General features: G+C 33.3%; 25 protein-coding genes. 14 read left to right on the top strand and 11 right to left on the bottom strand.

Annotated features, from left to right (window positions below):
• Position 1 precedes the first annotated feature (1 nt).
• The 9 genes from ACEN2I_RS14340 to ACEN2I_RS14380 form a co-directional block, all read right to left on the bottom strand.
• Positions 2–433 (bottom strand): hypothetical protein, encoded by a 432-nt coding sequence (locus ACEN2I_RS14340; RefSeq protein WP_441766782.1) that lies wholly within the window; start codon positions 431–433, stop codon positions 2–4.
• Positions 433–1,566, bottom strand: coding sequence for a beta-ketoacyl-ACP synthase III (locus tag ACEN2I_RS14345; protein ID WP_441766783.1), 1,134 nt, complete (start codon positions 1,564–1,566; stop codon positions 433–435). Before ACEN2I_RS14345 ends, ACEN2I_RS14340 begins: the two co-directional genes overlap by 1 nt.
• Before the next feature lie 16 nt (positions 1,567–1,582).
• Positions 1,583–2,485, bottom strand: coding sequence for a dialkylrecorsinol condensing enzyme DarA (locus ACEN2I_RS14350; protein ID WP_441766784.1), 903 nt, complete (start codon positions 2,483–2,485; stop codon positions 1,583–1,585).
• A 39-nt stretch (positions 2,486–2,524) separates the two neighbouring features.
• Positions 2,525–3,406 carry an LpxL/LpxP family acyltransferase gene (locus ACEN2I_RS14355; RefSeq protein WP_441766785.1) on the bottom strand — a complete coding sequence of 294 codons (882 nt, stop codon included), beginning with the start codon at positions 3,404–3,406 and terminating at the stop codon, positions 2,525–2,527.
• The gene (locus tag ACEN2I_RS14360; protein ID WP_441766786.1) at positions 3,406–3,660 is read right to left on the bottom strand and encodes an acyl carrier protein; all 255 of its coding nucleotides are present in this window, start codon (positions 3,658–3,660) and stop codon (positions 3,406–3,408) included. Before ACEN2I_RS14360 ends, ACEN2I_RS14355 begins: the two co-directional genes overlap by 1 nt.
• Positions 3,653–4,888, bottom strand: coding sequence for a beta-ketoacyl-[acyl-carrier-protein] synthase family protein (locus ACEN2I_RS14365; protein WP_441766787.1), 1,236 nt, complete (start codon positions 4,886–4,888; stop codon positions 3,653–3,655). Before ACEN2I_RS14365 ends, ACEN2I_RS14360 begins: the two co-directional genes overlap by 8 nt.
• A gap of 232 nt (positions 4,889–5,120) precedes the next feature.
• Complete coding sequence (fabG, locus tag ACEN2I_RS14370) at positions 5,121–5,852, bottom strand: 3-oxoacyl-ACP reductase FabG (protein ID WP_441766788.1); 732 nt, start codon at positions 5,850–5,852, stop codon at positions 5,121–5,123.
• An 8-nt stretch (positions 5,853–5,860) separates the two neighbouring features.
• Positions 5,861–7,054, bottom strand: a complete 1,194-nt coding sequence (locus ACEN2I_RS14375) for a WG repeat-containing protein (RefSeq protein WP_441766789.1) — start codon at positions 7,052–7,054, stop codon at positions 5,861–5,863.
• A gap of 38 nt (positions 7,055–7,092) precedes the next feature.
• Complete coding sequence (locus ACEN2I_RS14380; protein WP_441766790.1) at positions 7,093–8,613, bottom strand: HAL/PAL/TAL family ammonia-lyase; 1,521 nt, start codon at positions 8,611–8,613, stop codon at positions 7,093–7,095.
• 101 nt (positions 8,614–8,714) lie between these two features.
• Here ACEN2I_RS14380 and ACEN2I_RS14385 point away from each other — a divergent pair, with 101 nt between their 5' ends.
• Positions 8,715–9,965 (top strand): NAD(P)/FAD-dependent oxidoreductase, encoded by a 1,251-nt coding sequence (locus ACEN2I_RS14385; protein ID WP_441766791.1) that lies wholly within the window; start codon positions 8,715–8,717, stop codon positions 9,963–9,965.
• A gap of 17 nt (positions 9,966–9,982) precedes the next feature.
• Here ACEN2I_RS14385 and ACEN2I_RS14390 read toward each other — a convergent pair whose 3' ends face one another.
• A complete protein-coding gene (locus tag ACEN2I_RS14390) occupies positions 9,983–10,588 on the bottom strand; it encodes a hypothetical protein (protein WP_441766792.1) in 606 nt (201 codons plus the stop codon).
• Between the two features lie 161 nt (positions 10,589–10,749).
• On the opposite strand from ACEN2I_RS14390, the gene ACEN2I_RS14395 reads away from it, so the two are divergent.
• The 11 genes from ACEN2I_RS14395 (at position 10,750) to ACEN2I_RS14445 (ending at position 22,795) form a co-directional block, all read left to right on the top strand.
• Complete coding sequence (locus ACEN2I_RS14395; protein WP_441766793.1) at positions 10,750–12,024, top strand: Y-family DNA polymerase; 1,275 nt, start codon at positions 10,750–10,752, stop codon at positions 12,022–12,024.
• Complete coding sequence (locus ACEN2I_RS14400; protein ID WP_441766794.1) at positions 12,015–12,455, top strand: LexA family protein; 441 nt, start codon at positions 12,015–12,017, stop codon at positions 12,453–12,455. Before ACEN2I_RS14395 ends, ACEN2I_RS14400 begins: the two co-directional genes overlap by 10 nt.
• Positions 12,456–13,112: 657 nt before the next feature.
• A complete protein-coding gene (locus tag ACEN2I_RS14405; RefSeq protein ID WP_441766795.1) occupies positions 13,113–14,591 on the top strand; it encodes an O-antigen ligase family protein in 1,479 nt (492 codons plus the stop codon).
• Between the two features lie 21 nt (positions 14,592–14,612).
• Positions 14,613–16,151 (top strand): hypothetical protein, encoded by a 1,539-nt coding sequence (locus tag ACEN2I_RS14410; RefSeq protein WP_441766796.1) that lies wholly within the window; start codon positions 14,613–14,615, stop codon positions 16,149–16,151.
• Positions 16,152–16,230: 79 nt separating this feature from the next.
• The gene (locus tag ACEN2I_RS14415; RefSeq protein WP_441766797.1) at positions 16,231–17,514 is read left to right on the top strand and encodes a hypothetical protein; all 1,284 of its coding nucleotides are present in this window, start codon (positions 16,231–16,233) and stop codon (positions 17,512–17,514) included.
• A 105-nt stretch (positions 17,515–17,619) separates the two neighbouring features.
• The gene (locus ACEN2I_RS14420) at positions 17,620–19,152 is read left to right on the top strand and encodes a T9SS type A sorting domain-containing protein (protein WP_441766798.1); all 1,533 of its coding nucleotides are present in this window, start codon (positions 17,620–17,622) and stop codon (positions 19,150–19,152) included.
• Positions 19,153–19,157: 5 nt separating this feature from the next.
• Positions 19,158–20,891: a hypothetical protein gene (locus ACEN2I_RS14425; protein WP_441766799.1), complete on the top strand. Its 1,734-nt coding sequence runs from the start codon at positions 19,158–19,160 to the stop codon at positions 20,889–20,891.
• On the top strand, positions 20,863–21,387 hold the full coding sequence (locus ACEN2I_RS14430; RefSeq protein WP_441766800.1) for a hypothetical protein: 525 nt from the start codon (positions 20,863–20,865) through the stop codon (positions 21,385–21,387). Before ACEN2I_RS14425 ends, ACEN2I_RS14430 begins: the two co-directional genes overlap by 29 nt.
• 359 nt (positions 21,388–21,746) lie before the next feature.
• On the top strand, positions 21,747–21,941 hold the full coding sequence (locus ACEN2I_RS14435) for a hypothetical protein (RefSeq protein WP_441766801.1): 195 nt from the start codon (positions 21,747–21,749) through the stop codon (positions 21,939–21,941).
• 7 nt (positions 21,942–21,948) lie between these two features.
• Positions 21,949–22,353 (top strand): hypothetical protein, encoded by a 405-nt coding sequence (locus tag ACEN2I_RS14440; RefSeq protein WP_441766802.1) that lies wholly within the window; start codon positions 21,949–21,951, stop codon positions 22,351–22,353.
• Between the two features lies 1 nt (position 22,354).
• The gene (locus tag ACEN2I_RS14445; RefSeq protein WP_441766803.1) at positions 22,355–22,795 is read left to right on the top strand and encodes a hypothetical protein; all 441 of its coding nucleotides are present in this window, start codon (positions 22,355–22,357) and stop codon (positions 22,793–22,795) included.
• A 1,242-nt stretch (positions 22,796–24,037) separates the two neighbouring features.
• On the opposite strand, the gene ACEN2I_RS14450 is transcribed toward ACEN2I_RS14445, so the two are convergent.
• Positions 24,038–24,412 carry a hypothetical protein gene (locus ACEN2I_RS14450; protein ID WP_441766804.1) on the bottom strand — a complete coding sequence of 125 codons (375 nt, stop codon included), beginning with the start codon at positions 24,410–24,412 and terminating at the stop codon, positions 24,038–24,040.
• A 153-nt stretch (positions 24,413–24,565) separates the two neighbouring features.
• On the opposite strand from ACEN2I_RS14450, the gene ACEN2I_RS14455 reads away from it, so the two are divergent.
• Together ACEN2I_RS14455 and ACEN2I_RS14460 are read left to right on the top strand one after the other, a co-directional pair.
• Positions 24,566–24,802 carry a hypothetical protein gene (locus ACEN2I_RS14455; protein ID WP_441766805.1) on the top strand — a complete coding sequence of 79 codons (237 nt, stop codon included), beginning with the start codon at positions 24,566–24,568 and terminating at the stop codon, positions 24,800–24,802.
• 164 nt (positions 24,803–24,966) lie between these two features.
• A complete protein-coding gene (locus ACEN2I_RS14460; RefSeq protein ID WP_441766806.1) occupies positions 24,967–25,314 on the top strand; it encodes a hypothetical protein in 348 nt (115 codons plus the stop codon).
• The last annotated feature ends 49 nt before the right edge of the window (positions 25,315–25,363 follow it).

The raw sequence follows: 25,363 nt of genomic DNA on the forward strand, positions 1-25,363 counted from the left end.
ATTATTTAGCTAAAACGGTTTTCATTTGTCCTCTGGCAATTTCTTCATTATTCAAAAAAGTTACAATGTCAACCAAAGTAATTCCTGCAAATTCCTGTAAAATAGTTATTGTCGATTGAATTGTATCGTTGATTTGCGGCAGTTTTTTAATTTCGATATCTTTAATAGAACCGATATAGCCTGTTGGTGCCATTTCATTTTTCAAAAAGAACTTATAACCGGTATGCAAAGCCACAGACTGGGCCATATGTTCAATTAAACCTGCTTCCAGAAAAGTATTTTCTTCTAAAAAAATATTGTCATTCTGAATTTTAAAACCTGTAATTAATGAAGTTTCAGAATAAGAAAACATTCTATCTACCATTACAAAAGGAAACTTCTGCGGTAATAAATTTCCGACGGCTTCTTTTTCTAAAAGTATTGTAGTTTCCATTAGCAAACGGTTAAATACGCATAAGCAAAAGAAAATCTTCCACTTTCAGGAACAGACAATAAAATACGATCTCCTTTTTTTAATTTGCCGGAATTCATTAATTCTTCAACAGCAATATAAATCGAAGCAGATCCAACATTTCCCACTCTCAAAAGGTTCATAAACCATTTTTCATCGGAAATTACAATTCCTTTTTCATCCAGCCCTTTTTTTAATCCATCGACAAAAAAGTGAGACGAAACGTGTGGTAAAAAATAATCAACGTCATCAGCTGAAATATTGTGTTTTGACATGGCATCACTCATGCTTTCTACACCTTTGGGCAAAATAAATTCGTCAAGAAGTTTTACATCCTGTTTTACAGCAAACACAGATTCATTAAGCCATTCATCAGGATTGTAATCACTCCATGATTTTATTTCACCAGTTTCTAGTTTATCGCCACCAGCGTACATACAAGTTTCTAATTCGAATGCATATGAATATGCTTCCATCCATTCAATTTTTAAAGAGATTTCACCGCTTGGTTTATTCTCTAATAAAAAAGCTCCGGCACCATCAGACAGCATCCAACGTAAAAAATCTTTTTTGAAAGCAATAATCGGCTGTTCCTCCAGATTTTTTAGATTGATGATTTCGTGATTGTATTTTGGAGACGAAAGCCAGGTTGAAACTTTTTCAGATCCGGTACAAATAGCATTTTTAGAATTTCCGGATTTTATAGAAAGAAAACCATACTTCAATGCATTCATTCCGGAACAGCAAATTCCCATAGAAGAGTTTAATTCTACCGATCTGTTTTTTAATAAACCATGAACCATTGCAGCATGTGAAGGAGCAATGATATCAGGAGATGAAGTTCCACAAGAAAGAACTTCTAAGTCTAGAGCTGTAAATTTTTCATCAAATAATTGTACAACTGCATTGTGGGTCAATTCAGCATTGCTGTGTGTGCTTTTACCTTCATTGTCGACGGCGTAATAACGGCTAGTAATTTTATTATTACGCAAAATGATACGTCTTGCCTTTGAGGCGGTGTCATTTATAAGACCCAAATAGGTTTCCATTTCATCATTTGAAACAGCTTCGTTGGGTAAATATTTTGCAGCTTTGGTAATATATACGTCGAACATAATTTAATTTCCTCTTCTAAACTCCTTGATAATATTGAGTTTCTTTTTTTATTTTTTTGAACTTAAATGGATAGGTAATAAGGTGCAATATATATACTATTGGTGAGATTAGCCATATTGCTAAGAATAAATAAACATAAAATATTTTAAGAAGTGTTTTTCTGTTTTTTTGATTTTTATGAATGATATTAGACCATTTATTAAAAATTTTATTAGCAGTTTTATCCACCGTAACTAAATACGAACTGATTTTAACGGCACCTATCTTGGCTAACTTTGGCTGTAAATCATCTAAATTGTTTTGTTGAAATTGAGAAAGCATCACTTCTCCAAATTTATCCGATTCCTGAATATCTTTGTCAGAAACGCCAGGCAAAGGAAAAAACCCCAAATATCTTTTCTTTATTCCTGAAAACATCCAGTTTACAATTGTAATCACGCTGATTAAATTTCCAACACGATCGACCAAAGCTACATTTCCAACCAATTTTGCATTCACATCACGCAGTAAAACTTTGACTTTTTCCTGCGCCATAATCCACATATTTCGAGATCCGTTTATGGTAATAACGGGTGTATTGTTAAGAATGGTTTTGGCTTCAGCACTTTTCAAAAAAGAGTTGATAGGAATTGAAGGCGATAAATACCAAACCTGATAATGCAAAAGAACAAGGTCATATTTTGTATTCAGAATTTCTTCAGAAAAGGGTTTTAAGCCAGTTGGAATCTGTAAAAACGATTCCGGAAAAGCATCAAAAAAAGTAGTTTTATTCCAGGGAAAAGGAAATGGTTTTTCTAATTGAATTTCATGAAAAGTTACTTTTATATCCTCTGAATTTAAAAAAGGTTTTGCAATATTTCGCGCAATCGATTCTAATTGTCCAGATTGGGAATAATAAATAACGAGAACATTTTTCATTTGATTGAAAGCTTTGGTTGCAAACAAAAATAAGTAAATTTATGCTTTCAAATCATTCCAAAAGTCGAAATAATTAAACCATTGCAGCGGATATTTTTGCAGAATACTTTCAACGCTTTTTACATATTCTTGTAATAATCCTTTTTCGTCACGATGTTTTACGGCTGCTTGTCTGGCGTATAAATGATAATGAAGATTGGGTTCTTTCATTACATAAACAAAAACAACCGGAACTTTTAATCGGGAAGCAATTAAAAATGGGCCTGCAGGAAAGTGGGCTTCTTTTCCGAGGATTTTTTCAGAAAATGATTTGGTTCCTTCAAAATAGCGATCACCAGTAAAACAAACGAGTTCATTATTAGCCAAAGACGCATTAATTTCGAAAATATGAGACAAATCATCCTTGATGATGATGAATTTTACAGTCGGTTTTTTGGTAACGCTTTCTAAATAATTCTTAATGGCTGAATGTTCTAAATCGGTTGTAACCAGATTAATTTGAAAATTAACATCAATATCACCTAAAAAGTGTTCGGCAATTTCAAAATTTCCAATGTGAGCACTTATTAAGACTCCCCCTTTTTTCTCAGAAAGAAGCTTTTTCAGAATCTCAATTCCGTCAAATTCGTAGGTAAATTTATTTCGCATTCCTGCCGAAATAGAAACTTTGTCAATAATAGTCTGTCCAAAAGTATAGTAACTTTTGAAAACCATTTTTTTCGATTTAAACCAAGAATACTGTAGTCGTTCTTTAAAATAATAAGAAATAGCCCGATTACTTTTCTTTAAAAACAAAAAATAATAAGAAGCAACAAAATAAAGCAAGAAATAAGCAGACCTGATACCCGCTTTTTGAATCAAAAAAACAAATATTCTATACCCTAAAACTGTACCTTTTGATTTGCCATCCCATTGACTCATCAAGCAATTTTCGCTTTTAGTTTGGTTTCGATAAGGTCATAGAAGTTCTGAAAAGTAGCGATCCCAACAAAATCGACTTCAACCAGTTTTACACCAAAGTTAGATTCAATTGAAACGACCAAGTCAACATAGTCCAAACTGTCTAACCCAAGTGTGTCTTTTAAATTAGCATCCGGTTCAATGTCGTCATTGTCTACTTCAAATTCATCAACCAAAAAACCATTAATTCTCGCTATAATCTCTTCTTTATTCATTGTTCAATTTAAACTTTTTAACCACCAACGCAGAGTTGGTTCCTCCGAACCCGAAGGAATTGGACAAAAATATATCAAATTTTTTGTTTAAAGTAGTTTTGACCAAATTTAATTTAAATGCATCTTCATCAGGATTTTCCAAATTGATGTTTGGTGCAATAAAATCGTGCTGCATCATCAGTATAGAATAGATAACTTCGCTCGCCCCAGCCATCCAGCATTCGTGACCTGTCATTGATTTTGTAGAACTTACATAAGGATTTTTCTCACCAAAAACTTCAAAAATAGCTTTAGCTTCATTTGCATCACCAACCGGAGTAGATGTTGCATGTGCATTTATATATTCAATATCGGATGCTTTTAGGTTTGCATCATCTAGAGCTTTTTTCATTGCCGTCGCCGGGCCTTCTACATTTGGAGTCGAAATATGACCTCCATTTGATGAAAATCCATAACCTGAAACTTCGGCTATAATGTTCGCTCCGCGTGCAATGGCAGATTCATAACTTTCAAGAATTAAAGTAGCACCACCGCCACTCGGAATCAATCCGTCGCGATCCACATCAAATGGGCGGGAAGCTTTTTCGGGATCGTTTTCTCTATTCGAAAAAACGCCCAAACCATCAAAACTGCTCATGGCATATTTGTTGATTTCCTGTGCGCCACCTGTAATAATAATATCCTGAAAACCACTTTTTATTAGAAAATAAGCCAACCCGATAGAATGTGATCCGCTTGCACAGGCTGCACTTACTGTTAGATTAATACCTCGGATTTTAAAAATTGTAGAAAGATTCATCGTAACCGTTGAATTCATTGATTTAAAAATAGCTCCGGAACCTATCAAAGCGGTGTCTTTTTTCTCACGGACGATATCTGTTGTATCAATAATGGCTTTAGAAACGCTGTCGTTGCCATACATGATTCCTACTTCCCGCTCATCAAAAAATGCATCGTCGATATTAGCGTTTTTTAATGCTTCGATGGTGGCCATATAAGCATATTCGGTTTCTTCGCCAATGCTCATACGCTGTCTTCGGGTCAATAAATTTTTTAAATCCGGTTTAGGAACCATGCCGGTTAAGGCTGATTGAAAACCGAATTCTTTTCTCTCAGAATCAAACTGAATACCGGATTTTCCGTTGTACAAAGATTCCTTAACTTCGTCTAATGAAGTGCCAATGCAGGAATAAATTCCCATTCCCGTAATTACAACTCTCCTGTTCATCTTCTTTTAAAGTAATTTTTTATCCGTTAGGTGCAATTTTTTAAATAAAGCCACAAAGTTTTTTCTAATCTATTCTTAATTTTTAATCTCACAAAGAAGCTAAGTCGGAAAGGGTTTTCTTTATTTAAATTTTTCATTAAAGCGTTGCCAATTAGCGTCTTTGCGAGCAATTTTTGGTGTTAAAGAAGAAACTTAAAAACAACCTCTCAACCTAGGAGGAACCATAATATTGTTAAGAATAAATTCCTCCGTTTATATTGATAATCTCTCCTGTAATATAACTTGCTTTTCTTGAAATCAAAAAGCTTACCAAATCTGCTACTTCTTCGGCTTCGCCAAAACGATTGACCGGAATCAGTTTCAATAATTCTTTTTCGTCCAGCTGACTTGTCATGTCCGTTCTGATAAAACCCGGAGCAACAGCATTTACCGTTATGTTGCGTTTGGCAACTTCCTGAGCCAATGCTTTGGTTGCGGCCACAATGGCACCTTTCGCAGCCGAATAATTGGTTTGTCCGGCCGTTCCTTTTACGCCCGAAACCGAAACCATATTTACAATTCGGCCATATTTATTGCGTAACATTTTCTGAATGAAAAACTGCGTAACATTAAAAAAACCGTTTACACTTGTGTTTACAACGCTGTTCCAGTCCTCAGGAGTCATCCACATAAAAAGGCCGTCTTTTGTAATTCCGGCATTGTTTACAATGGCTTCAACAATAGCTTCGGGATTTGTTTCCTGCCAGGTTGTTAAAACAGTTTGTACTTGTTCAAAATTAGAAACATCAAAGCCTAAAATTTCTCCTGTTCCTCCTAATTTGATGACTTCCTGAAGTGTTTCTTCGGCAGCGGTTTTGTTTGAATGATAATTAATCAAAATATGATAATTGGCTTCGAAGGCTAATTTTTTACAAATAGCACTTCCAATTCCTCTTGAACCGCCTGTTACTAATACACATTTCATATTGGAATTTATTTTTTCTTTTTCGTTACAGTTTTTGTTGCTGCTTTTGGCTTTTCAGTTGCAACTTCAGGTGTATTGTTTTTTTCTGTTTTTGAAAATAGTTCGGCATTTTCAAACCATTGGTTGCTTAATACAGTTCCATCCGGTTTTAGAAACCCCCATTTTCCTTCGTTTTTTACTCTTGCAACACCATCAATAAATCCTTTATCCTGCTGCACAAACAGGGCAATAATTCCGTTTGCCGTAATTCCGTATTGTGTTGGGATTACTAATTTTCCAGTTTCATTAATAAATCCCCAGTTTTTTTCTTTTACCGGAGCCAGTCCGTTTGTGCTAAAAACTTCGGCATCACTATAGGTTGGTTCAATTACAAAGTCGGCTTTTGTGTTGATGTATCCCCATTTTGAACCTATACAAACCGGAGCTAAATTTTTAGAGAATGCTTTTACTTTATCATATATAGGAGTGATTACCCAATTTCCTTTTAAGTCTATAAAGCCAATTTTTCCGTTCTTTTTGGCAAAAGTCAAATCCTGAGTTTCAAAATCCCAGATTTTTTCTGCACCCTCAACCGGAATAAATTGTCCGGCACTTACAATTCCGAAAGTTTTGTCTTTTCTTGCCCAGGTTGTGTTTTTAAAATAATTCCCGATTTCAGTATAAGCCGGTTCTACTAATTCTTTTCCGTCCGTATTTATGATTCCCCAGTTTTTATTTAGTTCAACTCTGGCGAAACCATTTTCAAACGGTTTTATCATGTCATATTTTGGCTCTAAAACAATAGCCATTTTTGAATTGATTAATCCTACTTTATTGTTTTGTCTGATAAAAGCAACGCCATTATTAAAATCAAATAATTTCTCTGAAGCGGGTGCTTTTTGAACTGCTCCTTTTTTATCAATATAAACCCAGTCCTTATCTTTTTTTACAATGGCAATTCCACTGTTAAAATCTTTTGCATCCATAAAGGTTGCAGGAATTACCCAGGTTCCTTTTGTATCAATAAATCCCCATTTACCATTGTCTTCAACAGCAGCTAAACCTTCAGAAAAACTTTTGGCAGATTTGTATTGAGGTTCGATTTTAAAGTTTCCATCTTTTGAAATAAAACCAATTTTAGAATTTTTTTTAACTAATGCCAGTTCTTGGCTATTAACAAATTGAATGCAGCAAGCTAATAAAAAAATAAATATTTTTTTCATGATTTTTAAAGGCTCAATATTAATATGAAATAAAAATTTTAACTGTTTATCAAATAATCTTTTACTTTTTGAACAAATGGATACATGACCTGATCTTCTTTAAACTCAGGAATTATATTACGGACTTCATCGTACCATTTTTTGGTTACCGATGAGATTTTATTTTTTTGATCTAAATAATCAATTGCCTGAACAATCGTGATCATTTCGATACTCAAAACTTCAAAAGCATTCTCAATCACTTTTGAGGTAATTACGGCAGCATTTGTTCCCATACTAACAATGTCCTGATTGTCATTGTTGTTTGGAATGCTGTGAACGTACATTGGGTTTGACAGCATTTGGCTTTCGGCAGTTGTTGAGGTTGCAGTGAACTGAACACCCTGCATTCCGAAATTAAATCCTAAAGTTCCTAAATTGACAAACGGAGGCAAAATTTCATTGATTTTTGAATTCAGTAAATAATTCAATTGACGTTCTGCGAGCATCGTTAACTTGGTAATAACAATTTTCAGCTTATCCATTTCAAGTGAAATATAATCGCCATGAAAATTTCCGCCATGGTAAACGTGTTTGTTTTTTACATCAATAATTGGATTGTCATTTGCCGAGTTGAATTCGTCTTCTAAAATGGAAGCAACATTGTTGATTGTTTCTAAAACCGGACCTAAAATTTGAGGCACACAACGTAATGAATAATATTCCTGAACTTTCTCTTTGAAGATTTCTTCGGTATTTTCTCCTGAATATAAATGGTCTTCTCTTTTTCGGATCAAGGTGCTGTCAGAAAGATTTTCTCTCATTCTGGCTGCTACTTCCTGTTGTCCTTTGTGGCGTTTTGTCTGGTTTAATTCTGCCGAGAAATGATCGTCATACGCCTGAACCAATTCGTTAATGGCACAGGATGCTTTTAATGACCAGTCTAACAGTTTATTGGCGTAGTGAACATTTACAACGCCAATTCCGGTCATTACAGATGTTCCGTTTATTAACGCCAAACCTTCCCTGATTTCTACCTGAATGGGTTTTAAACCTTCAATTTCAAAAACTTCGGGAGTTGGTCTTCTGTCTCCTTTATAAAAAACTTCGCCTTCGCCAATTAAGACTAAAGCCAAGTGTGATAATTGTACTAAATCGCCACTCGCACCAACGCCGCCATGTTCGAAAATTAAAGGTGTGATATCTCGATTAATTAATTCTGCCATTAAGTGAATTACAGAAGGATGAACGCCTGAATTTCCCAATGATAATGAGTTTAAGCGAGCCAAAATTGCCGCTTTTGCACAAATAGGACTCAAAGGTTTTCCGGTTCCGGATGAGTGGCTTCGGATTAAATTATATTGTAACTGAATTTGGTCAGACTCTTTGATTCGATATTGTGCCATTGGACCAAATCCTGTATTTACGCCATATATTACTTTATTTCCTGAAAATTCTTTTAAGAAACTAAAGCTTTCATTTATGCGGTTTAATACCAAATCGCTAATGGTAACTTTTTGATTTCCAAATATGATAGCCTCAAATTCGGCTAAACTTAAATATTCATTTATTGTATTCATTAAACAGTTTTTGATTGCGCTAATTTAATTTTATTTATCAAAATAAATGTAGTTATTTTGATGAAGGCAAATGTAAGTTAATAAATGATAACATTTTTATTATGATAAAGGAGTTTGTGGACGTTTTAATCATTGGTGCAGGACCTTCAGGATGTGTTTCGGCATCCTATCTTCATATGAATAATATAAAGGTAAAAGTGGTTGAAAAAACAAAATTCCCAAGGCTTGTTGTTGGCGAAAGCCTTATTCCGAGAGTTATGGATCATTTTGCAGAAGCTGAGCTTTTTGAAAGTTTAGATGCCATGAATTTTGAAAAAAAACGCGGCGCCCGTTTTATCAGAGGAGAAGAAATTTGTGTTTTCGATTTTAGCGAGAAGTTTGGAGAAGGATGGGATTGGACCTGGCAGGTACCGAGAGCTGATTTTGATAACACCATGGCGCAGGAAGTTATTCGTAAAGGCGTTGATCTGGAATTTGAAGCAGAGGTTTTGGAAGTTTCCTTTGAAGGGAAAAATTCTAAAACGATTGTAAAAGATAAAGGCGGAAATTTAAAAGAGATCCACGCTAAATTTATCATTGATTCCAGCGGATATGGGCGTGTTTTGCCAAGACTTTTAGATTTGGATACCCCTTCAAAATTAGATCCGCATTCTTCGATATTTACACATGTAAAAGATATCAACAGACCGGAAGGAGACGAAGGGACTCAGATTTCTTTTGATATTCTGGAAACCGAAGTATGGTTGTGGGTTATTCCGTTTTCAAATGGAAATACCAGTTTAGGAGTTGTGGGACCAACCCATTTTATCAATTCACTTTCTGGAAATAAAGACAATGCCGAGGCTTTAAAAAATGCTATACAGAAGTCTGATTATTATATCAAAAGATTTCAGGGAACTGAGTTTTTATTTGAACCCGTAAAACTCGAAAATTATTCAAGAGCGGTGAAAAGAATGTATGGCGATGGGTTTGCCTTGACAGGAAACAGTTCAGAATTTTTGGATCCGGTTTTTTCATCAGGCGTTGCTTTTGCTACCGAATCCGGAATGCTGGCTGCCAAATTATATCTTAAAGAGGCGCAGGGGATAACTGTAGACTGGGAAACTGAGTTTACAGCATATATGAAAAAAGGAATTGCTGTTTTTACTACTTATGTGAAAGAATGGTACACCGGAAATTTGCAAACATTGTTTTTTCATCAGCCCGAAAACCCGGATGTTAAAGAGAAAATATGTTCTGTATTAGCCGGATATGTCTGGAATGAAGAAAATCCGTTTGTAAAAAAACATGATCACGTGATTAAAAATATGGCCTATTTACTGAATATGCAAAAAGAACAAAGCCCTGATTAACAGGGCTTTTTTGTGATTTATTTATATGCTTTTTTCAATAAAAGCTTAGATAGCGATTTCGCCGTTTTAGCATATCCTTCTCCAATGCGGGATTCGTTGCTAAAATTGTTCCCCCATTGATCACCTGGCGCTTCCTCACTTGCAATTTCCAATAAAACATTTGACTTATTTGCTGTTTCAACAAATTTTAAATTAGTAGTAACTTTTGCAGGCTGTTTCATAACTCCGGCATCCCATCCCGGATAAATCCATACCGTCTGTACTATTAATGTATATGGCGTATCTAATCCTTCCTGAAAATTTACATCTTTACCGGCTTTTGAAAATACAATATTACCTATTTCTAAAAACTTTGGTGTCCAGATTTGTTCTCTTGCAGCAACCCATTTCTTTTGCCAAAGATTTCCATTTCCTTTTGCCTTTTTGTCTAAATCTGCTTTGTGTTCTTCGACATATTGAGTTTCTGGTTTGTTTTCTTTCATCATAGTAAAATTACTATAATCAAATTCAGTGTTAATTTCTTTTTGGTCTTTTAAAAAATCAAAATTTCCATTTACAACTTTCATGTCCTGAGCAAATGTAAATCCTGAAATAAATAACAATGCAAATACTATTTTTTTCATAATTAAAAGGTTAGTTTAGGTTTCAAATGTAACTTTTTTTTTATACAAAAAAACAGCCAATTTTTTTTTGCATTTGTATGAGTTAATTTTTCATTTTAAAATCCAAAAAAATTAACTTTCATTACGGAAACACAAACATGACTATTTTGTAATTTTGCAAGATGTATGCTTTAGTCGATTGTAATAATTTTTATGCTTCATGCGAACGTGTTTTTCAGCCGAAATACATTGGGAAACCTGTGGCCATATTATCCAACAATGACGGTTGTGTGATTTCCAGAAGTAATGAAGCCAAAGCAGTTGGAGTTCCGATGGGTGCTCCAGCATTTAAGATTAGGGAATTGGTAAAAGAACAAAATGTCAAATTGTTTTCATCCAATTATCCTTTGTATGGCGATTTGAGTAATCGTGTGATGGCTATTTTGGGTCAGTTTACACCTAATATAGAAATTTACAGTATAGACGAGGCATTTCTGAATTTTGATGGTTTGAATATTTTGGATTATCACGATTATGGACTTCAAATGAAATCCCGTATTCAAAAATGGGTAGGGCTTCCGGTCTGCATTGGCTTTGCCGAAACCAAAGCATTATCAAAAGTAGCCAATAAAATTGCTAAAGAATTTCAGGACAGAACCAAAGGAATTTATGTAATCGATAATGACGAAAAACGAATCAAAGCCTTAAAATGGACAAAAATTGAAGATGTTTGGGGAATTGGTTACCGCACAAAAAAGAAAGCCAAACTCCGTAATATCCGGACGGCCCTTGATTTTATTCAGCCCGAACATGAAGCATGGATTAAGAAAGAAATGGGCGTTATTGGTCTTCGTTTAAAATATGAGCTGGAAGGTAAATCTGTTTTGGATTTAGAGCCATTGCCGGAACAAAAAAAGAGTATTGCAACGACCAGAAGTTTTCCAAAACAAATATCCGATTTTGATTTACTGCGGGAACGTGTCACTACTTTTGCAGCCGTTTGTGCCGAAAAATTACGCAAACAAAATTCCTGCTGTCATACTATTATTGTAATGTTGGTCATTGACAGACATACAATTAAATCATCCCAATATTATTTTAATATGGCAATTACCCTGCCGTATGCGACGAATTCTACTTTGACAATTTCGAATGCAGCTATAGAATTGCTGAAGAAATTGCATAAAGGAAATGAAGGTATCCGATTTAAAAAAGCAGGTGTTGTAGTGACCGAATTAATAGATGAGGATAAAAAACAATTTCAATTGTTTGAAGAAGAAAATCCAAAGCATTTAGCTTTAATGAGAGTGATGGATCAGCTGAATCAAAAAATTGGAGACCGAAAAGTAAAACTGGCTTCACAAGATCTTCAACGAACCTGGAATATGAATCAGAATCATTTGTCCCCTAAATATACAACTGATTATAAAAAACTTCTTGAAATACGATGTCTGTAAAAAAAGAACAAAAAATGACTTTTTTTCAGCCTGATTTCGAAAGTGAAATTAGGATTCCTTATATAAATGAGGGCGTTTCGGCTGGTTTTCCGTCTCCGGCGGCTGATTTTATGGAAACCAGTATTGATTTGAATAAAGAACTAAGTGAAAATCCACTGGCAACTTTTTATATCAGGGTCAAAGGGAATTCTATGATTGATGCGGGTATAAATGACAAAGATGTTTTAGTGGTTGATAGAAGTCTGGAACCTCAAAATAATAAAATTGCTATTTGTTTTATTGATGGCGAATTTACTGTAAAACGCATTCAGGTCGAAAAAGATTGTTTGTATCTGATGCCCGAAAACCCAAATTACAAACCTATAAAAGTTACGGAAGAAAACCAGTTAATTATTTGGGGAATGGTAACTTATGTGATAAAAAAGGTGTGAATCTGAATTTGTTTAGTTTAATCTTATTAAATTAGTTTATTAGCTTAGTGTTAAAGCAAAAGGATGATAAACATCAGATTGTTTTTTCTAACATCAATAAACTTCTAGTTTTAATAAAATGTATTTTGTTGCTAAAAATATATCCTTAAAGTAATTTTGTTACTGTTTTAACGATTAAATAAATCAAAAGATTCAATTTGTAATCAAATTCGTAAAAATTTCAGCATTGATTTAAAAAACGTAAGAAAATAATACTTTTGTACGTAGATTAACAATAAATATCTGGAATTTGGAATTGAAATTTTTTTGGAAGGTCATAATTATTATATTACTACTTATTTTTTCAGCAGGATTAATTACAACAGATTTTTTTTATGATCCGACAAGTTCTGCTTATTATGGTTTTTGTATAACAACATTCATTTTCGTAACCATATCCTCTATTTTTTATTTAAAAAATTGGAAATCAATATTTTTTAAAACGCCAATTCTTTTTTTTAGTCTCTGGAGTTTCTATGTTTTTTTTCAATATTTTAATAATTCTGGAGTTTCTTTATTCACGATATATTTTCTTGCTCTTTATTTTTTACTAATCTGCACAACTGACCTATTTAGTTTATCAGGATTTAAGTTTAGTACTTTTTTTATGGCATAATAATGCTTTCCACAATTGAATCGATCTATTGTGTTTTACAGTTCTTAGGTGTTTATAAAAGCCACAGTGTTCTTTTTCCGGTTACCGGCAGCTATAATAATCCAAATGTTACCGCCATATTTTTAGCCTTAACTACACCTTTTTTTTTATATTTCTTTAAGAAAAAACACAAGTGGTTAATCAGTATCTCGTTTCTCATTCTGCTAATAGCACTGTTTTTGCTTAAGTGCCGTGCAGCGCTTATTGGGACAATTTTATCTGCTATAGTTTTTTACGGACTGGAATACAATATGATTTCTTGGATAAAAAAAAACAGGGACAAACCCACTGTAAAAGCATTGTTTATTTTGAGCTTCTTAATTATAATTCCATTTAGTTCCTATTTATATAATTCAAAAAAGGCTTCTGCTGACGGCCGCAAGTTTATTTGGAAAGTTTCAGGTATCATGGCTTTGGAAAAACCCTTAATGGGCTATGGTTATGGTTATTTTGAAAAAGAATACAATTTATATCAGGCTGACTATATAAAAAATGGAAAAGCAAACCAAGAAGAGCTTAAGAATGCCGGACCTGTAATTATGCCGCATAACGAATTACTCAATAATTTAGTTGAAGGCGGATCTATAGGATTTCTATTGGCAGGGTTGTTTTTTGGTTCCCTTCTCTTTGCGGTAAAATCGAGAGCAAAAACTGAAGTAGAAAAATCAGACGATGTTGAATCAAAAAACAGTTATTTCAATATAAGCTATGCGGGAATTGTAGCATTTATAGGGGTTTCTATGGTTAATTCGACGATTCAAATTATTCCTATAATGACCTTATTGATTATTTATGCAGCAATAATCTGCAGTATGTTAAAACCTTTGCACCTTCCTTTATTTCTCAATATTGAAGTAAATGGTATTGTATTATCAATTCTCTTTAAGACTGTGGTTGTTTTTTTAAGTTGTTATCTGTTATGGATTGTTTCCGGAATCGCTATAGCCGATAGAGAAAATAAAAAAGCGTCAATACTTCAAAAAGAGAAATATTCTAATGAGGCGTTGCAAATTATTACTGGTCTGAAAAATAATCTTGCCGAAGATCGGAATTATTGGAAAAATCTTGGCATGATTTATATAAATACAAAAAATTACCAGCAGGGAGTTAAGTGTTTTATGACTGCAAAAAAATGGAGTTCGCTCCCTGACTTATATATAGGTTCTGGTATTTGTTATGAAGAGCTTCAACAGTATCCAAAGGCGATAGCAGAATATAAGCAGCTTGTATTGTTTTTGCCTTCAAAATTTTCTTATCGTTTTAGATTAATGAAGACTTACTTAAAAAACAAAGATACTCTCAATACTGTAATAACAGCAAAAGAGATTCTGAGTCTTGAGCCCAAAATTCCATCAGCTAAAGTAGAAAAGTATAAAAAAATAGCCTGGAATTTATTAAAAAAAATAGAGTCTGAAAAAAGCAGACAAAAAATTAGTCATTAATATATATTAAAAATAGGATTTATGTTTAATTATTTTATTGTAAAAATAACCCAAAATATTAAAAAGATAATTTTTCTATTATGCCCCCTCCTATTACACGCCCAGTATCCGTACTCTGTGGAGGCCGTTTTAAAAAAAGCAGGTAATAATAGAATTGAACTTGAAAAAGCATTACAGTATACTAATAAGACTGGAGATGAATTAAAAATAAAAGCCATGCAGTTTTTAATCAGTAATATGGATATTCATTCATCTGCTGATTATTACTGGGAAAATACTGCAAAGGAAAAAGTAGAGTATAATGAGTTAACCTATCCTGATTTTGAAAAGGCAAAAATTGCGTTAGAAACTATTAAAGAAAAAAATATGGGGCTATTGCCTAAACCCGTTATTTACCAGGATATAGAAACTGTTACAGGCGATTATTTAATTCAAAACCTTGAAAAAGCTTTTCAGTCCTGGAATTCTTCGGCAATGAAAAATATCTCATTTGGTGATTTTTGTGAATATATTTTACCTTATCGGGTGAGCGAAGAACCTCTGCAGGATTGGCGTATTATTTATTCAGATAAATTTAAATGGATTAGTGAGCAAATCCCATCGAAAGGGTTTAAACCTGTTTTGATTTCTGTAAAAGATGATTATGACAATTGGTTTACGAATACATGGGGAGAGCCACGTAAAGAGCCTTTGCCAAGATTAGGTGCTTTGCAATTATTATTAAGGAAAGAAGGACCTTGTCCAGACATTGCAGATCTTGGCGTATTTATTATGCGTTCGCAGGGAATTCCTGCGGCAGTAAATGTAATCCCTTATTGGGCAACTGCTACAGGAGGTCATTTTACAAATACTTTTTTTGATGATAAAATGCATCCTTACAATTGTGATTATGGGGCAAAAGATTATGAGGAAGATTTAAAGAGAGAGCCTGCCAAAGTCCTGCGCATGACTTATTCAAAACAACAGGGAACGCTGGGCAGTTTTGAAGACAAAAAAAATATCCCCACTGCTATTTTGAGACAGCAAAATTATATCGACGTTACCAAAGACTATTGGAAAACTACTGATGTAATGTGTCCATTATATGATTCAGCAAACCCATCTAAAATCGTTTATGCTACCACTTTTAACGGACTGGCATGGAGGCCTTTCTGGTGGGGGAAAGTAGAAAATGGAAAAACTACTTTTACCTCCGTTTGTAAAGGAACGGTCTTAATTCCTCAATATTTTACTAATGGAAAGCTGGTTCATGCAGGTGCCCCTATTGTGGTTGGAGATAAAGAAAACAAAGTGCTGTTAGCTGACATTACACAAAGCAGAGAAATTTTAATACAGGAAGCGGATAAATACCTTCGATTCAAAATAGGTATAACCTATAAATTATATTACTGGAATAACGGCTGGAAACTTATAGACACACGTGAAGTAAAAGACCAGACAACATCTATGCTTTTTTCTAAAGTACCCAAAAATGCTTTGCTGCTTTTTTTGTCGAGTGATTCTAAAAAACTCGAACGGCCTTTTATAATAGATGACCAAGGGACAAGAACCTGGTTTTAAAAAATATTACAAAATAAACCCTTTTTATAAAATTTTTATGTAATCGATTACATGATTAAATACTAATAAATTCAAAAACATGAAAATAAAATTAATTAAAGTATTACTTATCGGCATTCTGTACTATCCTATTTTTGGTATAGCACAAATCAGCTCAAAAGTAGCAAAGAGTTACCCTGCCCATATTGTCTATAAGTTGGATGAATTAAATTCAAAAGTAAAGTTGTCCGAAGACAAACAAATCAAAATAGGTCATAAACTCTATACGGCCGATAGTTTGGCTAATATAAGCCTCGTTAAAGGTGAGCCTGTTACCCAATTAAAATCATATTACATCATTGATGCCAATTTTTTAAAATCCATTTTATCTCCGGAAGAATTAGACCGTTACGGTTATATGACAGACAGGGATAACCGTTTTTTGGCCGTTCTGATTTTTTCAACCCATTTAAAATTAGAGCCTACGCAAATAAGCGAAATAAGAAGACTAAATGATTCTGTAGCTAGTGTTCCAAAAATGTCTTCAAAAGAAACGATCCGAATTTATAATAAAAAACTGCAGCGTATTCTGAATAAAGAGCAGTACATAGCAATGCTTAAGACAATTTACCACGAGCAAGCAGAAGAAGATGCACAAAAAGACTGGTCCAAAATAATAAAACTTCAGTTAGTTGCCGATAAAAATGACAAATCCCAATACGTTAAGATTTTGAATTATCACATTGCCAAAAATGCTTTTTTAGATAAAAAAGCCGATCGATATGATAAAACCAAAAGAGACTTTTTAGCCAAAAAGATGGCATTGGGAGAACCTCCACTTTTAGTACATGCCAATATATTATCTGAAGGCACGTACACAACCAATAAATACTCATCCATAATCAAATACGAAAAGGAACTGGAACTTACTAAAAGCCAGATAGACACACTTTTGCTTAAATACAACCAATTACAACGCATTAAACTCGAGAACAAAGAGAAAGAATCTACTGCTGAAGCTCCTAAAACAGTTCCTTCTGAATATGAAAATATAGCCCAGATATTGAACCCGGAACAGGTTAAAAAATGGCTGATTCAAAAAAACAAACAAGCTGCTAAAAAAGAAGCACAAAAAAATTGGGAACAATTGGAAGCAGAAGGCTTAACTAAAGATTTGGATAAAGATAAAACACTAACAGAATTTGCGGTCTATCAATTACAATTTCTGGTAACCAAAGACAGAGCAATGGTGTATCACACTCAGGAAAACATATTTATGAAACGTGATATCGAGAAGAAAAAACCGGAATTGTTAAAACAACTCGATATTATTAATCAAAAGAAATCTCAAAACGCTAAGACAAAACAAGCTCTCACATGGTAGAAAAGTAAATAGGGAGAAACGATTATGAGTATAATAAATTACTCCATGCAAATTATAATCATCAATACAAGTCTAAATTAAATTAATTAACCAAATTAAATCAATATGAAGAAAATTACCCAAAAAGCAATCTTATTGCTGCTATTAGGAGGTGCGCTGTGTCAGGCACAGGAAAGTCCTGATGTAAAAAAGAATCTGCTGGCAGCCAGACTACAACTACTGCAAGGCAGTAAAACGTATAATCCTGAAGAAGGAATTGCTGCTTACAAGCAATTAGCCAATTTGGGCAATGCCGAAGCAATGAATGCATTGGGACTAATTTACAACAAAGGAATCAGTGTTGCGGTAAACGAACAAGAAGGAATCCAATGGTTGGAAAAAGCGGCTATAGCCGGATATGCCAAAGCGTGGTATAATTTAGGAGTATTGCTTAAAGACGCAGACAACCCTATGGATCAGGCGAAAGCACTGAGCTATTTTGAAAAAGCAGCCAAAACAGGATATACTAAAGCGTATCATGGTTGGGGAGGAATGGTCATGAAAGGTAAAGGCACCTCACAAAATTATCCTTTGGCATTAAGTATTTTTAAAGAAGGCGCAGACAAAGCAGATCCAAGCGCTACGTACTCTGTAGGATATATGTATTACAAGGGATTAGGATGTACACAAGATTACAGTCTGGCATTGCAGCAATTTGAATTAGGCGCACAAAAAGGAAGCCTCTCTGCTATGTATATGTTAGGTCTATGCTACCGTAATGGTTATGGAGTTGCAATTGATACGGAAAAAGCCAAATACTGGTTAAATAAATCAGCAAAAAAGGGATTGAAAAAATCAGAAATAGAACTGGATACACCTGAGGCAGAAAACGCCCAACCCAAAAAGGTAAAAACGATTTCTCAACCCATTCCGGACGTGATCACCATTACCGAAACAGAAGTGCCGGAAACTTTTCAAAAAATAAAACAAGCTCCGATAACTACAAATATTTCAGGTAATTATACTGGATACTTATTGCGTTATGACTGGAGCGGACAAAATATCATAAGTAAAACTCCACTTCAAATTGACCTGACGCAGGAAGCAACGCAACTCGTTGGCCAATGGAAAGAAGAAGCTGGTGATAGCGTAACTTTTAATGCTCAAATTCAGGAAGATGCAATTGTATTTGAGGATTCGAAAATAGACCGCACAGAACATTTCTACAAAGATACCGTGGCATCTTATCAGTTTAAGGAAGCAAAATTACAACTTTTACAAACAGATGAGTCTTTGTTTATAGTAGGCAATCTGGCGCTTTACAATATAAAAGAGCGAGAATATGAAAGACCGATGTATCTAATTTTAGATAAAAAACAGCAAAAATCAAGCGAAAACGAAGAGCTATTTTCTTCTGTTGTAGTACATCCCAATCCTGTTTTGAGCGATTTCAATCTTAGTTTTGATTTAGCCAGAGATGTGGATGCAACCATGAGTATCTACTACATCACCGGCAGGGAATTGTACCGTGAGCAGTGGAATGGCCTAACGGCTGGTAAACAAACCAAAACGTTAGCCTTAAATGCACCTCCGGGTTACTATATTTTGCGACTGACCTATGGTGCCGAAGTAAAAACGACAATTTTAATCAAAAAATAAGAACGATGAAAAATAAATATTTTATATTAGTCCTTACGTTCTTATGCTTATTAATTGGACAAAGTGGTTACTCGCAGGATTGGGAGGATATGGGCTGGGATGATGCGACAAACGACTTTATAAATGATTATGAAGATCAGGGTGGTACTGTTGATTATTATGATAACTATAATGATTATGCTGATGCAGTAAATAATGATGATGATTATAGTAACGATGTTGATTATGGGAATGATACTATGGATGATAATCATACCGTTTATGATTATCATGCCGACACTAATACTTATGATCCGGCGGGTGATATAATTGCTTCCTGGTCACTAAATGGTATAAATTGGGGTGTTGATGCAGATGGACGCTACTTTATCGATATCAACGGTGACGGCTATTTTAGTACTACAGAGGTAAGAGACTATCCAGGCTTACCTACTCCTGATACTTCCGGTGATAATAATAACAATGATGACGATACGGACATATACGATGGATTGTTAGACACCCATAATTACGACAACGATACTAATCCTTATGAAGATGATCAATATCCACCTGGTGATACAAATAATAATAATGATTCAACTACGCCAGAAACTCCAACAACAGAACCTCCGGTTGAAAGAGTTTGGTATCTGGATAATGATGGGGATGGCTATTTCGCTTCATATGTTTTTGCATTTTACAAACCCTCTGGAAATTATATAGCAAGTGGTCAGGGATGGGATTGTGATGATAACGATCCTTCAAAAAATTTAGGTACTCATTGTGGATGGAAAAAATGGTATCTAGATGCGGATGGTGATGGTTATCATAGTGATGAAACTGAGTCTTTTGATCCTCCCGGCTTGAACGAAGGATGGGTTCTTAAAACAAGAGGAGTAGATTGTGAAGAAAGTGACCCAACCATAACTACTCAATGTTGGCCTATTCCTCCCAGTACTTGCAAAGGATGCGGTACTACTGAGCAACCACTTGACGATGAAGATTCTGTATATTTTGACTCAACAACAGTTGTTACACCCTATAATTTTGAAGCCGGGAAGAACCATATTTTCGATGCAAATGGCAGACCTTTACGATCTGGTGGCCCTGGAGATTTGCTGCAAATAGAAATTGATGGTGTTTTAAGAAGCCCATCAGAATTACGTAGAACAGCTGGTACATTAGCAGCCTTCAATAAAATAGCTACTTTTTATGCGCAATCAAAAGGGTATGTAGGTTTAGTGAAAACCGTAAACACAGTAGGAGACAAACAGGGAAATGATGTTGCTTGGTATGGTAATGGAGTTTTGACTGTAAGAGCTATTGCTTTTACAGAAGGAAAATTTAACAATGTCAATGATTTTAAAAGTACTATAAATCATGAAGTTTTACATTGGAAAGACCCTAAAACTGGTGATCGTAATTACCAATTCAAGGACCATGCTAATATTTACTTATTAGAAGCTTCTGACCCTGATTTCAAAAACAATTCTAACTGGAATAAAACAAATAATGCAAACCAATATATGATTAGAATTATAAATTCTTCAAAAGCTAATGAGGTAGGAATGAATAATTCAGGTGTAATTGCTGCAATTAATAAATACAACAGTGATAATAAGGGAGGCGTACTTATATACGATTACCTATTTTCAGCTGCTGGATTAGATAAATTAACATTTTCAACAAGTATAAACGGAATTAAAGTAACTGATAATCATTATGAATATGAAACCCTTAAAAACAAAACAGATTAAAACTGTAATACTATTCCTGTTTTTTTGTTTGTTATCCTGTAACAATAAACAACGAGAAATTACCAAAATACTTACTAACGATAGTATTCAGTATTGGAATGTATCTGAACCTGATGACAAAAGACCTCTTTATTTTAATTCGTATAGTTTTTCAAAATCGGGCATTTATGAAAGGTATAATATAGATATAAATTATGTTCGAAGTATAATACCTATTGACACTATACCAGACAAATATGGGAATTACAACAAATGGAGTTTTATAAATGACAGTACCATTAATATGGGAGGATTTATAATAGAAATTGTAAATTATTCCCGTGACTCAATTGTTTTAGAGGGTAAGAATAATGATCGTTTTTCTCTATATCGTGTAATAGGTCCTTTTAGGGTTGATCCCAAAAGTATAAAGGAAAGGGATTCACTGATTACCATTTATGCAAAAGCACGAGAGCGGGACAAAGGGGCTATATTTGCAGTTGATACCATAAAATAATTAACCCAAGTTGCGCAAAGTCTGACTTTGCGCAATTTTTTTAATGTAAGTTACAAATTTACAAAAAGTGTTATCCCGACTGAGATGGTGATAGATATCATAGTTATGAAACTGAGTCCGGAAGTTCTCCGTGTACTGGATGGATTCTTGAGACAAAAGGTATAGATTGTGATGATAATGACCCAACAATAACGACTCAATGTTTTCCTAGTACTTGCAAAAATTGTAATCCCGTTATAAATGAAGTAGCGGCTATAGATACTGTTCTACCAGTTAATACGGCTGATTATGGATATATTGATACTAACGGTAATGTACTAATAAAATCACAAGATGGAACTTACAAAAAACCTTCACAATTGAACCCTAATTCTGCTGTAGATAGAAAGGCTCTTAACGAAATTGCAGCTTCATTAGCACGTAGTCTCGATGGAATGAATAAAAATATTGTCATTACCAGCGCGGACGGAGATGAATCAGCGGCTAAAAATCCAGCTTTTACTCGCAAACCACCAGGTACACTTATTGTTTTAAATTCAAAAGGGAGGTTTTAGCAAAAGTTTGGATAATGTCAATAACTTAAAAAGTACTATAAAATATGAAATATTTCATGTGGATGATAACAAAATACCCAATTTTGACAGATTAAGAAGTTTAGCTACTCATGCAGATGTTTATATAAAGGCAGCAAAACATGATTCGTTTAAAAATACAACTGAAAAATTTCAAATAGAAAATGCCGCATCTTTTGCGCTATATTTGATAAATATGGATAAAGATCCTAATTCTGACTATGGACAAAATTTTATTCGTGAAAAAATAAGAGAATACAATAAAAATAGTAGTAGCAAAGTGAAGGTTTTAGAACCTCAGTATAATTTTGCAAAAGGATCATTAAACCTTTATATTCAGTTTGATGGTTCAACATTAGCTAATCCCGTACCCTATAAAAAAATCACTGAGTAAAATGAATAAACTCATTATAATATTGTTAACGATACTTAGTATATCATGCACTAAAAGAGATAAAATTGAATCTGTTTTTATTACAAATAATATTGAATACTGGGAATGTATCGATTATTGTTACAATAGCAGAACCTACTTTCAATTTAAAGATAATGGTACTATTGATGCATATCTTTTATATACTAAAGAAGGCTTCCGTTTGTTTAATAATGATGGCGATTTGATAAATGATCCAGGAACTTGGTCAATAAAAAATGACTCTACATTTATTTGGAATAAAGAAGTCTATAAAATTGAAAAACTTGCAAAAAATGAAATTCTATTATCTTATTATCATTACGAGATAAAAGATAAGAAGTGTTACATAAGATTATCTAAGTTGATCAAAACACCAAAAGGGCCAAAACGTTTAGATGAGTTAAATAAAATTAAGAAGTAATTACAAAAAAGAGGTCATCCTAAAAAGATGACCTCTTTACTTTAGCATCTTATTTCTGTACACAAAAGGGTGGACATATTTAATCTATAAACCAATCAATGAATAAAAATTATAACATTACTTATGACGACGGTTCAGAACCGTTTAAAAATTATGAACCAATAACAGATGAAAAATAAAATTTACCTACTACTCTTATTAATTATAGTAATGAGTTGTGATAAGCAAAATTCTTTAGAAGAAGTTTTAATAACTAGGGCCTAATGAGGCTTGGGTATATTATAGTCCTATATCGGCCGATTTCACTTATTTTAAGTTTGAAAAAGACCACTTTTGTAATAGATATGAAAGAGATACTGAAAATAAATTTTTCAAGTACCGAGGTGCTGCAGATTCTCCTGAAGGTCCAGAAAAATGGGTTGTAACGAACGATAGTATTTTAAAATGGGGAATGTTTGTATATGACATTGCTAGCTATAATGAGAATGTAATTGTATTATACTATCAAGAAGGAAACAGTCATGAAAAAAGAATGGTTTTTCTGGTTAAGGAAAACGAGAATAATCGTAGAAAAAATTCTGGTATTTTTGAACAAAAAAGAATAAATCATCCTGAAAAATATAAAAAATTATTCTGATTATAACTAATGGAAGAGGTTGTCCTTATTAGGACAACCTCTTTATCATGAAGTAGAATCTGTAAAATATGTTTATGGAAAAATTAAATTTCCCTTATTGCTTTTATTGTCTCTTTTGATTTCATGTTCTAAAAAAAGTAAAATAGAGGATATTTCTATAACTCCAAAGGATTATTATTGGCAATATAACAATACTTGTTATGATCTTGGATACGCTGGTATCAATATAAGATTTGAAGAAGATGGGTAGTCTCATCGATATGATTTTAGTGTAAAAGATGGTTATACCCTGAATGAAGGATTTCATGGTAGTGATATTGCAAATGATCCTGAAAAAAGGACTCTACCTTAATATGGAATGGTTTTGAATATAAAATAGACCATATTGATCATAATGTAATTATGTTGTCCTATTTTTACCAAAAGACAAAAGACAAAAAACAACAATGTTCAATAAGATTACTTAAAGTAGTAGGAGAAAAATAAATTTACAAAACCTGGTAGAGTGAAAATTCTAATAGGTTTTATAAGTTATTTTTATGATTGCGCTTGTAATTAATTTCAAAATCTTGAAAAGAAATGATTTGAAATAGTAGTAGAAAGTATTACTTCTTTTTCTTTTCTTCTAATTTCTTTTCAATTATGGCAATAATTTTATCCGTAGTAGCTTCCTTGTCAAAGTATTTTAAAAAAGCTTCATACCCGGGATCCAAATTTTGATAAACTGAACTTGGGTCGCGTAAAATATGATTTTTATCTTCTGTAATTTCTATATCACCAATGCCGGTTAGAACCCAGTTAATATTTAAATTGGGATAAACCTGCATAATTTTTTTTAAGATATTCATCCCCAAGGATCTTGAATTCATTAAAATCGGATGCAAAGAAGTGTATAGTATATCATTTTCTATACAGAACTGCCTGAGGTTAACCTCTTTGTTTTCAATATAGTAACGTAATCTTTCGCCTTCTGTTTGCATTTTTTTTAAATTTTTGTATTAAAAATGATACAATATATTAATAAATGATATATATTTGAAGTAGTTACTTCGTAGTAAATACGTAGTAAAAATACAATAATTATATGATTCAAATAAAACTTATCTATGATTACAGCCAGACAAAGGAATAAAATGAAGAAAGTCTTTAAAAAAGGCTATTCAAAAGATGTTCAAAAGCTTTTAGAAGACAAAGCGATATGGAATAAAAAAGGGCTTCCGTTTAGCAGTTCTTACATCACTCATGTTTTTAATGGCAGAAATACCAATAATAATATTGAAGAAGCAATCATTGAATTGTATCAAAAAAGATTACATGAGGAAACGACAATTACATTGCGGAGAAAAGAAATTTTTAGCCAAAAAGGATAGTAAAAGCTAAATGTAAAATCTAATAGTATGCAGAAACAAATTACTTTATCAACTTAAACATCTGAAAATATTAAATAGCTGCAAACACAATTTTTAGAAAGTAAGTACAAAATCTAAATAAGGATTAATTATCAAAGTTATAAACCAAAAATCATCCAGTAATTATGGCAATAATAAAAAATGAAAGTTTAGGAAATATGGGCTATTTCTCAGATAAAAAAGGCGCATTAACAAATTTTATTTTCGAAATTTTATCTGTGGAATACAGAGATAATTTGTACGGATATTTTCAAATAAAAGTAACAAACGATAATTCAAAATTTATTGTGATCCATAATCTCAGCATTTGTGGCAAATTTTCTGATAATTTTCCGGAGAGGGTATTAGAAGAAGGATCTTATTTATGCCATCCGGATTTAAGCCATGAACTCGTACTTGATATATTTAGTTTTGAATTTGATTTGTATAAAAGTAAATTTAGTAATCACAAAAAAGAAAACCACGAGTTTTAATGATATAGTTTTTGAAAAAGTAATACGTTTAAACTCAAAAAAAAAGTCT

This window comes from Flavobacterium sp. W22_SRS_FK3, assembly GCF_052113665.1.
In the GTDB taxonomy this organism is placed as follows: domain Bacteria; phylum Bacteroidota; class Bacteroidia; order Flavobacteriales; family Flavobacteriaceae; genus Flavobacterium.